The following is a 13,015-nucleotide window of genomic DNA, read 5'->3' as shown; positions in this document are numbered from 1 at the left end:
ATCCGTCTGGGCCAGTGTTGTTAAGAGAACATTTTCTAGAGAGGGACTAGAGAAGTTGCAAGGAGGTCAGCACAGAGTGGAGAGATTGACGCAACGATTCAGAGGCGGGGGTGAGGGGTAAGCGGGGGGATCCAACAGACCAACCTTGAAGTTCTAATGCAGCTTTGACGGGAATCGGATTCGTAGTCACAAATAACACTTTGAAGAGGTCTAAAAGCTGTAAGTGTAGGGTGGCGGCGGTCTCAACCTGGCCTTGAACGAAAGCCTGCACCATTTGTTGCAACGATTCTCCTACCAGATGACTAGCAACACTGACTACACCATAGCTGCCAATGGCCAAAAGGGGCAAGGTGAGGGAATCATCACCGGAATAAATCCGAAAGGGCGGGGGCAGGTGCTGGCGAATTTGGCTGGCCTGGTCTAGATTCCCACTCGCTTCTTTGATGGCGACAATATTCTCTAATTCGGCCAAGCGAATCACCGTTTCGGGGAGCAGGTTTTGACCTGTGCGGCCAGGAATGTTGTAGAGCATCAAGGGAAAATCTGGCACGGACTCGGCGATGGCCCTAAAGTGAGCATATAAACTCTCTTGAGGAGGCTTATTATAGTAGGGAACTACCAGTAAGGCCCCATCCAGGCCCAGATCAGCCGCTTTGGAGGTGGCAGAAATAGCCTCCTTAGTACAGTTTGAACCCGTGCCGGCTAAAATCTTAGCTTTTTTACCCACCGCGGCCTGGACTGTTTGGAACAGCTTAAATTCCTCATCCCAGGTTAGAGTGGGAGATTCTCCAGTCGTTCCACAAACGACCAGGCCATCAGAGCCATGATCAACTAAGTAAGTCGCTAATTCCCCTGCCAAGTCGTAATTAACCGCGCCCTCTGGGGTAAACGGCGTGATCATCGCAGTTAAGACGCGCCCAAAATCAGCCATCGGTCAAGCCTCTCGGGGATTTTAGCCAGTTGAGCACTGTGCCAAAAACAGAACTACAGGAAAGACAGGTGACGGGCAAAATGAGCCAAACTCCATCAAGGGGAATACTCTGATTTTAAGGGCTGAAGGTGGGTTGTGAGCGCGTTAAGGTTCTGGCCTGGCTAATTTTGTTGAAATTACCCGACTTATTCAGCTTTGGCACTGGCCACGGCTTGCGGCGGTTTATTGCCCTGAATCCCATTGATAAACATCGGGACAAACTTATCCATGAAGGCTTGGGGGTTCCGTTTCCAGGCCCGTTGTGCCGCTTGCATCCGGGTGAACTGTAAATCAGGAGCCAAGAGGGTTTGGGGTAAGCGTTCAGCTAAATAGGAAACTCGGTTCAACATCGGCATAGTTTCGGCAATATCAAGTAAATTCCCGACCCGCCGTAGTTCTGCCCCCAAGGTAATATCCAAACCCGATTCAAAGGCTGCTTGTTCAATGGCCCCATACCGCCGTTTAGCCAGTTCAACTTTTTGGCGATGCTCCGGGCTTTTACGAGCAAGCTCTGCTAACCAGCGATTTCCCCAGCGAACATGACCTGCTTCTTCCGGGAGAATTTTCCCAATGACCTCAGCAATGGCCTGGTTTTCCTCAGTTTGTGGGGCCTGTTTGAGGGCATAAAGATGGGCCGAAAAATATTCACAACCCCGTTTTTCCGTAACGTTAATTGCCGCAAGTGTATTGATCAAAAATTCATCAGAGCCGGGGGCGTGACCATCCAAGAGCCGCTCAAATTCCTCAATATAGGAAACCCCGGGTGGAGTATTAACCTCAACTCCCATATCCACGAGCAAATCCGTTAACCACATGGCATGGCGGGCTTCATCGGAAACATGACGGGAAAGGTCTTTAATGAGTTGGGGGGGCTGGCCGTTGAGTTGCTCAATTAAATTAGTCAGATCTTTGCAACTGCGCTGTTCACTATAGCGATAGCGGTTCAGGGTAATGAGATGAATCTCCCGATCTAAAACCACTTGCTGGAGGATATCACGGGCAGAGTAGGTATTGAGTAACTTTTTGGGGTAAGCAACCGTCATAGGGCTGAAGTCTTATTGCGTTTTATTAAGTGCCTTCATATGGTAACGCAACTTCCCAGAACCATCCAGATTAAGAGTTGACAGGCCTGGGGGAAAGCGTACTCGAACAAGAAAATGGATATATACCTCTGGATAATTTCTAGATTTGGGCCAAGCCCGTATTCTCCAGCCATTCGCTCATCGGTGTCAGCACCGTCATTTGCCGGATGTAGCCAAGCATCCTTTTGATCACCAAGTTTGGGTATTTTAACGAATATGACTGGTGCTCCTATAAGCGGCGGTGAACAAAGATCAGGAGGATGACAATCTCGTGGTTGATTACCCACAAAGGTAATTGATATCAATTTTTCGGTAGCAATATCCCTGAGGCATTGATATCGAAGTGACCATAACCAGAAAAAGAGTGTTCCAAATAATTCATACAACACAGCAAAAAATAAATATTACGACAGATAACCTTAGTCCTTAATATATCAAAATATATCTTGAGAAAATTATTTGCATGGCCTCAAGTTCAAACAGTAGCTATGCTTATTTGTGATTGGGCCTATCATGTTTTGTCAAAGTTATCAAGTACCTTTATTACTTTGTGATTGTATTGTACTGAAAATCAGCCTAATTATTTTTAATCTCTTTGGGTCAATTCCCCTCCCCTTGAGGCGCACGAGGTACAGTAGTCTATTAGGTTGCTGTTGAGCAAAGTCGAACGCATCCTGTTTGAGGCTGAGCGAAGTGATACTCCGTCAGCTTACGGCGGAGAGGTTCATTTGGGTTTTGAACTTGCCAGATAAAGAGCTTCATATTTGCCTTCATAAATTTTCTGAAGATCAAAGTCTGGCAAATATTTTTCATATGAGTCATATTTTGTATCAAAAGGTGTGCCATGAAAAATAATTTTGCTCTTATCTTTGTAATCGTCAATATTAACTTCAGCACTAAAGGTTTCATATTTTTTACTCCATACATTATAGAATAAACCGTCTGGGTAAATTGATTGAAGTTCATTAGAAAACTGACTACCAGCAAAATCATTTCCAAACTTAAGGGCATATTCCCTATCGCTACAACGATAGTATCGTACGTGAGGAATATTTTTATAGTTTCTATCAATTAATTGATGAATAGCTTGAATCTCATCTTTATAGTTCATATGAATCTTTTGCGTTATTAATAAATTTTGATATAAGGAATTAACAAAAACTACGAGTCCAGCAACGAAAAAGAATAAGCTAATTTTATGGAGAAGATTTGAGTTTAAAGTATTACTTAGTTCTTTATAAAGTAAGTCCCCAATGATTATAATCAACAAACTGCACAAGCCCATTGAAGGCAATAAATAATGAATTGCTGGATGTTTAATAGTCATAGCGATTTGAATAAAGTTAATTCCTAATAAGCAAATAAGAATACAATAAAATTTATCATTCAATAGATTATTCAATTCTTCATGCCATTGATAGTGATGTTTTTGTAAAAAAAGCTTGTAAACCGTCATGAGGATAGAGAATATAAAGGCAGTAAATACAACTGTGAAGAATAGCCTATCTTGTTCAAACAAACTTTTAAAGGTATTTGGTAAATCAGAAAAATTTATGAATCCCTTTTCACCACTACCATATCGGCCAGTATGAGTTGCAATAGAAATAAGCCAACCAAATATACGATGATATTGTGTAATGACTGGAGTTGTAAACAAAAAGAAAGTCACTAAGGTACTTAATACTACAAGGATCTGCAAACGTAATTTCCGCAGTACGAATACAGAGAGCATGAATGGTAGGAAAGTAACCTTAGTAACTATTCCAAGACCCAAAATAATGCCCAAGGAAAGAGCAAACTGCGTAGAATTTTCAACTTTGTGATAAAGGTAAAACAAAAGAACAATAACAAAAGCTTGGGTCAAAGGTATCAATAAAGACTCGGGTCTAACTCTAGAAGATTCAATCAAAATTGTCCAAAGAAATGGATTAATTTGTAGCATTAATGAAATAATTCTATTTTTTGTTAAAGCAAAGGAGACTAGCCCTAGTAAAAAAATTGCCAAGAAGGAAGCTAATAAAATGGCATTATTAATTACTGTCAAATAAAATTCAGGATTTTTAAGAACACTTTCTACTACTGTATATGATTGATAATGATTACTGAGAAATGATCTAATAATAAAAGTTACTTGAATAACTATAGCCCCTAATAGTTGTAAAGTTGTTCCGGGATGATCTACATGGATAGGTGATTTAAATTTAAGAATGTTGAGAGAATTGAGCAAATAGGCATATTCAGGGTCAGAATAGTTTCCAGACCAATATGGCATAAAATAATCTCTAAGAAGCAAAGAAAAAGCCACAAATAAGATTGGCATAATCATTGCAAAGACAATTTCCCGTTTCCTTGCTGTTACGATTAGCAAAAAGTTATTAAATATCTTCATAAATTAGTTCCACAATAAGCTTGATACTCTAACAAAGATTAGTTGCTAAAGTTTTTATTAGAACCTAGGTCTAAAACACAACCATAGTTTTAGACTTCTTTATCTAACCGCCCTTCTTTAATTTTTTGGTAGATGTATGATCTAAACTGATAATAGTAAACAGAAATGACTTGCGTGATTAGCGTAAGATTATTTTTACCTGTAAAGTTTTTCTTTTACCCTAGGATCAATAAAAGATTATCCCTTATCAAGGATTCTGATGATCAATCTTGCCAGAAATCAAGACAGACTAGTGCATATTCAAGATGATATTATATCATTTGGAATTTTAAAATCTAGAGGTTCTCATTGAGTATTCGTGCGTTGAATCAATACTTGCCCTCAGTAGATAAAATACTTTCTTGGCATAAAAAAAATTACTATTACTATAAAGATATTGAACGGCTGTGTCGATTTTATGTGTCGCCGGGGGCCCGTGTCCTAGAAGTGGGGGTGGGTCTTGGTTATCTCCTAGGGTCTGTACAGCCCAGCCTAGGCACAGGCATTGATCTCAACCCCCAGGCCATTGCAGCGGCCCAAAGCCGATTTCCCGAACTAGATTTGTTTATTGGCAATGGGGAAGAGAGCTTACCTAAAGGGGAATTTGACTATATTCTTTTGGCAAATACAGCCAGTCAATTTACAAATATCCAAAAAGCTTTTCAAAATCTACTCCAGGCCACGACCCCAGAAACCCGGATTATTTTGATTTATCACAACCCGGCCTGGGAATTGATTTTACGATTTGCCACTCTTATCGGTCAGCGAATGCCGATGCCCCCGCTCAACTGGCTGAATCGGGAAGATTTAACCAATCTAATCAACTTAGCGGGTTTGGATGTGGTGGCAACGGGCAAACGACTGCTAATCCCCAAGCGAATTCCCCTCCTGAGTGGCCTGGTGAATCGTTACATTGCCCCCTTACCTTGGCTCAATTCTCTTTGTCTGACGGAATATCTCATTGCCCGCCCCCAGGCCAGCCCCAGCCACCCCCGACACCACACCTGCTCGGTCATTATTCCGGCTCGGAATGAAGCTGGCAACATTGAAAGCTGTGTAACGCGAATGCCCAAACTGGGGACACATACAGAAATTATTTTCATTGAAGGTCACTCCAGCGACAACACTTGGTCAGAAATTCAACGGGTTCAAGCTGAGTATGGCCAGGCCTGGGATATTAAAATTGCCCAGCAAACGGGGAAAGGCAAAGGGGATGCGGTGCGCTTAGGGTTTGATCTGGCCAGCGGGGATGTACTGATGATTTTGGATGCAGATTTAACCGTCCAACCGGAAGATTTAGTCCAGTTTTATGATGCTGTGGCCAGTGGACGCTGTGAGATGGCCAATGGCTGTCGGCTCATTTATCCCGTCAGTCCCCAAGCAATGCCTTGGCTCAATCGGATGGCCAATCGTTTTTTTGCCTGGTTATTGTCCTATTTATTGAACACCCGGATTAAAGATTCTCTCTGTGGCACAAAGGTGATCTCTCGCAAGAACTATCAACGTTTGGCCGCAAATCGGGTTTATTTTGGCGACTTTGATCCCTTTGGGGATTTTGACTTACTCTTTGGGGCAGCCAAACTAGGCTTAAAAATTCAAGATATTCCCGTCCGCTACTTTCCCCGCAGCTATGGCAGTTCCAACATTCAGCACGTTAAAGAGGGGTTAGTTTTACTAAAAATGTGCCTCTATGCCGCTCAGAAAATTAAGTTTGCTTAGATAAAGATAAAATTCCTCAGCCCACCCTTTACAGATTAGATCAGAACAGATTATGACCAGATCAAAGCAAAAGATTAGGGTGACAGCCAAGGGGCCAAATCCGTCAAGCTCCTAAAATCAAGAAGAGCATCGGCCAGGGCTTCCAATTGGCTTAAGGGTAGTGCTTTGATCTGAGTGATGACCGATGAGGGTAATTCACCAAACCGCCGCTGAAGTTGCCGAATCACAACAGTCGCTTCTCCCTGCTTTAATCCTTGTTGGACTCCCTTTTGCAAAATATCCTGGTATGTAACGGATTCTTGCATCACTTCCTCCCGGAAAATACTCTTGATCATCCCTTTCTCAAATCTTAGCCCAGCTAAAAGATCACAACAGGCCATCAATTGGGCCCGTCCCGTCTCGACTGGAATTTGATTTAGTTCAGTGGCAATAGTTTCTAACAATTCTCGACCATTTGCGGTTTGGCAAAGTGCTGCTAGGGGTAATAAACCAGAATTTTTTAGAAACGGTATGGGGTCTTGTTCCCACATCCGAATCACTTGAAACTGGTGCGTGAGTTGGGCATCCTGATATTGACTGATGTGACAGCGGATGTCGTTGCTGGGCTTAAGAAAAATTAAAACTTGATGGATTTGGCTTTGGGGGTAGAGTCGTTTTAAGCGGATGTAGTAATCCACCATCCGAAAGGGTAAGTCCGGTTGTGATTGGGGCAGAGTTTGAAATTCTAAATGCAGCAAGGTTTGAGCACTTTGAAGAATTGTAATACTATCAGCCCGGATAGGTTCAACCGCAAGTTCCGTTTTCAGGGGTTCTTAGAGAGATTGATTGGGGCTGGCATGACCCAAGAGCCAAGTCGGAAAGTCATTGGGATAGGTTTCAGCCAGGTATTTACAGACATTATCTGATGACACACCCTAAAGTTCCTGCTGCCAATTTTGGAGGATTTCTAAAAGCTGGGCCTGGGCAGAGGGGGGAATCAGGACACTTAGGGGCAATTCAGCTTGTCCACCCCCCAATTTGACTGGGATTTTGGCTAACACAGCTTTGACATCCGCAGCTTGAAGGGGTTTGCCACTCAAATAGGGATAGAATTCACTGGCCAAAACAGTATGGAGATGGGCTTCAGCTAAGTACAAATGCCAACGAGCAATGTCAATGTAAACATCCCGACCAATATCTGCGGCCAGTTTTTCCAGGATTTCAGTGGTCTGACTCATGGTGTTGTCCCCCTTGGTTGAGCATTCCCATTATCCCAGGCCCCGTGCTGGCACGTTTGATTTTGCCCCTAATGATGATGATGATGGTGGTGACCGTTGTGACTATGCCCAGAGTGACTTAACTGTGCGGTCGGTTCCGGGGCCATTAAGGCAGAAATGTGGGGTTCAGCCCAGGCCGCGACCATGTCTAAAAACTCTGGCATTGCGTTAACACAGGGCATTTGGTCATAGCTCACATCGGGATGCTGTTTTTCCAGGCCATGGATAATGTGATGGACATCCAAGAGAGTTTCATGGTTTTCGGTGGCAAAGCCAATGGGCATAAACAGGATCACCTTCGCGCCCAGTTGAATTAAATTTTGACTGGCCTGGGTGACATCGGGCTGTGTCCATTCAATTAGCGGCGTATCGTGATTCAGCCAACCGACAGAAATGAGCGGATACCGATAAATCAACTCTTCCCGCACCGACTCATAAAGGGCCTGGCTTTCACTAATCCCAGAGGTAAATCCCTTGGCTTTATGGGGGCAACCATGATTCATCAGGACAATCCCGATTTGACTGGGGGCATAGGTTTTCAGCCACTGGGATTGAATTTGGGTTTCGACAATTTGGGCCAGAAGCTGAATATAGTCTGGGCGGTTAAAAAATGAGGGGATGTAGCGTGTCCGTGGCAACCAGGCCCCCCCTTGATGGGCTTCTAACTCAGTATTGATCTCACTAATGGCGGCATTCACCTGCTCAACGGCAATTCCACTGGTAAAAATGGAGTCCACCACCAGCAGGGGATAAATTAGTAACCGCTCAAACCCCTGGGCCTGGATTTCGGCTAAGACCTGCTTGGGCAAATAGGGGGCGCAAAAATTAAAGGCCTTAAAGACAGTGACTTGCTCTCCCCAATGGTGTTTTAACTGGGCTTCAATCCCGGCCCGTTGTTCCTCGAAAATTTTGTTGTGTGGGGAAATAAAATCATGGTGTTGATGCCCCCATTCATGGCGATCAAACATGGCAAGGAGGCGAGCTAAGGGCGGATAAACCCAGGCCGGCACGGGGGCAAACTTGGCCGTGAGCAAATTCAGGGCTTGTTCGTTGTAATTGGCAAAATCTTCATAACTCTCCACTTCTCCGTAGCCCATTAATAACACTGCCACCCGCTGATCGGCCCCAGCAACGGAGGAGGAGATCACACCAGCATCTGAAAGGACAACCATGCCCACAACCTGAAACGCTGCCCCCTAGCCTAACATCCCCCCCGAGAGGATAGGGTCAGGAGTCACAAATCTCTACAGGCTGCAACTAAATGAGATGGATTTCGTCCCTAGATTGGTTAACGGAATCAGGCTCCCTTAGAATAGGCCCTGTGAGATTGCTTGGGTGAGGAGATTAAACTCAATGTTCAATGTGATGTTCAGTAAGCAGTTACCGGCCTGGCAGACTTCCCTGGTTCTAGTGGGCTTAACTTGGGGCCTATCCGGGATTACCGCACCTGCAAAAGCCATCCCCTCCAATTCAGTTCATCCTCTATCTTCTCAACTTGCCCAGGCCCAGCCCGTTCCGCCCCAACAACTCCAGGCCAATGCCGAAGCCTTTGTGGATGCTCTTTTTGCCCAAAAGTATGACCAGGCCTGGCAATATCTGGCTCCCCAAACCCAAGCGGAAAACCCACCAGCTATTCTCCAAAGAAAAGGAGAAATTTTTGTCAAGCGCACCGGAGACTTCCGCCAACGGGTTTCATCACGGGTAGATGGAGCCATTGTCGTGATCAAAGTTGAGTTTAGTAAACTGACCGATGACCTGATTGTGATTATGGAACCGGACGGAAAAGTGCTGGGCGTGGATTTTCCCGCTGCCCCCAATGATGCCTCGGCCCAACCTGCGAGTAAGTAGTGAGGGAATAGGAAAGAGGAGATAAGGGAAGATAAAAATAGAAAATAAAGCAATTCCTTGACTTCTCACTTCTCCTCTAGATACTCCCACTGATTAAAGGTTGCGGCTTGGCCGATGTTCTGATTATGACTATCTAAAACCGTCCAAATCGTGGCATTGATAATTTCAAATCGCTGACCAGTCCGACTAATCCGAATCCCCCGATAATGTTCAATCACCCCTTGTGCAGCGGCCTGTCGAAGAAGGTTGGCGCGTTCAGACTGGGCTGGGGGTTCGGCACTGAGGTGAGATGGCATTTGGACTAATTCATCCCAGGAGATTTCCCAGAGTTTAAGGCTGGCCTGGTTGCCATAGTTAAAAATGGGATCCGGTTGCCCGCCGTGGGACAAAATGGGTTGGGGGTACTCAAATAGGGCTGTGGCCTGATCTAGGGGGGATAGTCTAGGCCAACTATCAGCTAAATCGGGGATTAACCACCGACCTGTCCAGTCATGAAAACTTTGCCAAAGAAACTGGGCGTGGTGTTGATAAGCAGGGGTTTGCCAGGGGGCGATGTTCACAACGGTTTTTGCAACTGTACTTGTCCTTCATATCATCCCCAGTTCGATATCCCCTTGCCCAGGCCTGGATCATGGATTGGCCTCAATCTTAGCCATCACCACTAAAATCTCGAGGGCTTCCTGAGTAGAGAGGGGGATAACGTAACATTTTGTAAACTATAATAAATACGAATTTCCAAATTTTTTTAGGTTTGCTCATGCGAGTTGCCATTGCTGGGGGCGGGTTAGCCGGATTATCTTGCGCTAAATACTTAGTTGATGCAGGTCATACACCGATTGTGTTTGAGCGGTCGGCTGTGTTTGGTGGCCTGGTGGCGGCCTGGCAAGACAAGGATGGGGCCTGGATTGAAACGGGTCTCCATGCTTTCTTTGGGGCTTACCCGAATATGTTGCAACTGATGGGGGAATTAAACATCCTGGATCGGTTGCAATGGAAACGTCATGCCCTCATTTTTAACCAGCCGGAAAAGCCGGGAGTCCTGTCTTGGTTTGATGTCCCAGATATTCCCGCTCCCTTTAATGTGATTGTCTCGATCCTCCGTAATAACGATATGTTGACCTGGGAGCAGAAGGTGCGGTTTGCCTGGGGGTTAATTCCGGCCATTATCCGGGGACAAAAGTATGTGGAGGACATGGACAAGTACAGCCTTTTGGCATGGCTCGAGCAACAGGGCATTGATGAGCGGGTCAACTCGGATATTTTTATTGCTGCATCTAAGGCGTTGACGTTTATTAACCCGGAAGATGTTTCAGCCACGATTCCCTTAACGGCCATTAACCGCTTTTTGAAAGAACGTTACGGCTCGAAGATTGCTTTTTTAGATGGTGCGCCCCCAGAACGCCTGTGTCAGCCAATTATGGATTATGTAATCGAGCGGGGTGGCGAGTTTCATTCCAATGCCGCTTTGAAGGAAATTGTCTTGAATGGGGATGGCTCTGTTCAGGCGTTTCGGATTCGGGGCTATGACAGTCAACCGGAGCGGGAAATTACTGCGGATGCCTATGTATCGGCCATGTCTGTAGATGCCTTGAAGTTATTGCTACCAGAGCGGTGGAAAGAACTGCCCAATTTTCAGATGTTGGAGGGCCTGGAAGGAGTGCCGGTGATTAATGTCCAAATCTGGTTTGATCAGAAATTGCCCACGGTGGATCATCTGCTCTTTTCCCGCTCCAACCTCCTGAGTGTTTATGCCGACATGAGTACCACTTGTAAGGAGTATGAAGACCCCAATCGCTCAATGTTGGAATTAGTCTTAGCCCCAGCCGAAGATTGGATTGGCCGCTCTAACGATGACATCATCCAGGCCACACTGGCAGAACTGACCAAACTTTTCCCCGACCATCTCCCTGAGCCTGTGAAAGTCTTAAAAACAGCCGTGGTTAAAACCCCCCGCTCGGTGTATAAAGCCACCCCAGGCCGACAACAATTTCGCCCAACCCAGGCCACGGTGATCCCCAACTTCTTTTTGGCGGGCAGTTATACTTATCAAGAGTATTTGGGCAGTATGGAAGGGGCAGTGCTTTCTGGTAAGCTGACAGCGCAGGCCATTACCAATGCCAAACTAGACGTGCCTGAATCTTTGCCCTCTACTGCGACTCTTGTTGATGCTGCAACTGTCTAGACCAGAGTACTCGCCCCCGCTTGTCCCATTAGACGCGGCCTACGAACAATGTCGGCAAGTCACGGCCCAGTACGCCAAAACGTTTTATCTTGGCACCTTGTTAATGCCCCCGGCCAAGCGACAGGCAATTTGGGCGATCTATGTTTGGTGTCGGCGGACTGATGAATTGGTGGATGGCCCCCAAGCGGCCTTAACAACCCCCAAAACCCTGGATGACTGGGAAGCCCGCTTAGAGGATATTTTTGCTGGTAAACCCCACGATGGCATGGATTTGGCTTTGGTGGATACCTTGGATAAGTTTCCCCAGGATATTCAACCCTATCGGGACATGATTGCGGGGCAACGGATGGACTTACATCGCAATCGCTATGCCACCTTTGATGAGTTGAATTTGTACTGCTATCGGGTGGCGGGGACTGTTGGCTTAATGTCTCTGGCGGTGATGGGAGCGGAACCGTTTAATGATCAACTGAAATCTCCATGGGTCAATCCCTACCAGGCCCGCGGAACCTTATCCGATCAGGCGGTGGCGTTGGGGGTGGCGAATCAGTTAACGAATATTTTGCGAGATGTCGGGGAAGATGTCCGGCGCGGGCGTATTTATTTACCCCTGGAAGATTTAGCAGCGTTTAACTATTCGGAAGAAGAACTCTTAAATGGGGTGGTCAATCGCAACTGGCGGGAGTTAATGAAGTTCCAAATTGCCCGCGCCCAAGAGTTTTATGTCCAGGCCGAGGCGGGTGTAGGCTATTTACACAAAGATGCGCGGTGGCCGGTGTGGTCGGCGTTGATGCTCTATCGGCAAATTCTCGATGTGATTGAACAAAATAATTACGATGTCTTTACGCGTCGGGCTTATGTTTCCGGCTGGAAGAAATTTGTGGGATTACCGTTGGCCTGGTGTAAATCTTTATAGGATCAGAAGTAGGGATTTCATAGTATAGAGAAAAGCAAGAGAAAACAGGAAAGTTCTGCAAGTTTGAGGTTGATTTTACAAGGTTTTTCAAAAAAATAATTATACATGAAACGTCAACCTCCCTCACCTGTGATAAGACAGCTTTGCAAGGAAGTTGGATTTGCATGTCCAGTTTGTGGTTCTCCATTCTTAACTTGGCATCATTTTGATCCACCATGGCGAAATAAACAACATCATAATCCTGAAGGAATGATAGCTTTATGCCCTGAACACGCAGCTCATGCGGATGGTGGTCATTGGACTATTAATCAACTACGTCAGTTAAAAAGACCTGCTAACTTAAACGATTGGGTAACCGCCTCGTGGCCCTGGAAGCCAGAAAAAGCAGTCTTTATGCTTGGTAACTCATACTATGTAGGAGAAAGAGCTTTACTCTCAATGAGTGGCATTCCAATACTAGGTGCTTCAAGAACTTATCTACCAAATTATGATTACTCTGTTGTTAGTATATCTTTGCAATTAAAAGAAGCATCTGGGCGACCAGTAGTTACTTTAAAAGATACAGCATATTCCTCGCTAAGTTGGTACACTTTTTCTGAAGCTGTGTCAAAGCG

General features: G+C 45.4%; 11 protein-coding genes and 1 pseudogene. 5 read left to right on the top strand and 7 right to left on the bottom strand.

The features are described from left to right. Window positions 1-46 precede the first annotated feature (46 nt). The 3 genes from dapA to RIF25_RS13450 form a co-directional block, all read right to left on the bottom strand. Window positions 47-931 (bottom strand): 4-hydroxy-tetrahydrodipicolinate synthase, encoded by an 885-nt coding sequence (gene dapA / locus RIF25_RS13460; RefSeq protein ID WP_322879049.1) that lies wholly within the window; start codon window positions 929-931, stop codon window positions 47-49. Window positions 932-1,116: 185 nt separating this feature from the next. Next, window positions 1,117-2,013, bottom strand: a complete 897-nt coding sequence (locus RIF25_RS13455) for a ferritin-like domain-containing protein (protein WP_322879048.1) — start codon at window positions 2,011-2,013, stop codon at window positions 1,117-1,119. A 763-nt stretch (window positions 2,014-2,776) separates the two neighbouring features. Further along, window positions 2,777-4,441 (bottom strand): hypothetical protein, encoded by a 1,665-nt coding sequence (locus RIF25_RS13450; protein WP_322879047.1) that lies wholly within the window; start codon window positions 4,439-4,441, stop codon window positions 2,777-2,779. A 354-nt stretch (window positions 4,442-4,795) separates the two neighbouring features. Between RIF25_RS13450 and RIF25_RS13445 the strand changes: the two genes are divergently transcribed. After that, on the top strand, window positions 4,796-6,199 hold the full coding sequence (locus RIF25_RS13445) for a glycosyltransferase (protein ID WP_407682423.1): 1,404 nt from the start codon (window positions 4,796-4,798) through the stop codon (window positions 6,197-6,199). 74 nt (window positions 6,200-6,273) lie between these two features. Here RIF25_RS13445 and RIF25_RS13440 read toward each other — a convergent pair whose 3' ends face one another. The 3 genes from RIF25_RS13440 to RIF25_RS13430 form a co-directional block, all read right to left on the bottom strand. Further along, on the bottom strand, window positions 6,274-6,936 hold the full coding sequence (locus RIF25_RS13440; protein ID WP_322879045.1) for a DUF4351 domain-containing protein: 663 nt from the start codon (window positions 6,934-6,936) through the stop codon (window positions 6,274-6,276). A gap of 177 nt (window positions 6,937-7,113) precedes the next feature. Further along, the gene (locus tag RIF25_RS13435) at window positions 7,114-7,416 is read right to left on the bottom strand and encodes a DUF3181 family protein (RefSeq protein ID WP_322879044.1); all 303 of its coding nucleotides are present in this window, start codon (window positions 7,414-7,416) and stop codon (window positions 7,114-7,116) included. 68 nt (window positions 7,417-7,484) lie between these two features. After that, complete coding sequence (locus RIF25_RS13430; RefSeq protein WP_322879043.1) at window positions 7,485-8,627, bottom strand: ferrochelatase; 1,143 nt, start codon at window positions 8,625-8,627, stop codon at window positions 7,485-7,487. Between the two features lie 181 nt (window positions 8,628-8,808). Between RIF25_RS13430 and RIF25_RS13425 the strand changes: the two genes are divergently transcribed. Beyond that, window positions 8,809-9,303 (top strand): hypothetical protein, encoded by a 495-nt coding sequence (locus RIF25_RS13425; protein ID WP_322879042.1) that lies wholly within the window; start codon window positions 8,809-8,811, stop codon window positions 9,301-9,303. Between the two features lie 65 nt (window positions 9,304-9,368). On the opposite strand, the gene RIF25_RS13420 is transcribed toward RIF25_RS13425, so the two are convergent. Next, window positions 9,369-9,863 carry an MEKHLA domain-containing protein gene (locus tag RIF25_RS13420; RefSeq protein ID WP_322879041.1) on the bottom strand — a complete coding sequence of 165 codons (495 nt, stop codon included), beginning with the start codon at window positions 9,861-9,863 and terminating at the stop codon, window positions 9,369-9,371. Between the two features lie 197 nt (window positions 9,864-10,060). On the opposite strand from RIF25_RS13420, the gene pds reads away from it, so the two are divergent. The 3 genes and pseudogenes from pds to RIF25_RS13405 form a co-directional block, all read left to right on the top strand. Further along, window positions 10,061-11,485: a 15-cis-phytoene desaturase gene (pds, locus tag RIF25_RS13415; protein ID WP_322879040.1), complete on the top strand. Its 1,425-nt coding sequence runs from the start codon at window positions 10,061-10,063 to the stop codon at window positions 11,483-11,485. After that, window positions 11,469-12,401, top strand: coding sequence for a phytoene synthase (locus tag RIF25_RS13410; RefSeq protein WP_322879039.1), 933 nt, complete (start codon window positions 11,469-11,471; stop codon window positions 12,399-12,401). Before pds ends, RIF25_RS13410 begins: the two co-directional genes overlap by 17 nt. 105 nt (window positions 12,402-12,506) lie before the next feature. Next, window positions 12,507-13,015 (top strand): annotated as a pseudogene (locus tag RIF25_RS13405) (hypothetical protein); the annotation flags it as partial.

This window comes from Pseudocalidococcus azoricus BACA0444, from assembly GCF_031729055.1.
GTDB classification, from domain to species: domain Bacteria; phylum Cyanobacteriota; class Cyanobacteriia; order Thermosynechococcales; family Thermosynechococcaceae; genus Pseudocalidococcus; species Pseudocalidococcus azoricus.
This window is presented reverse-complemented; position numbering and strand designations above follow the sequence as displayed.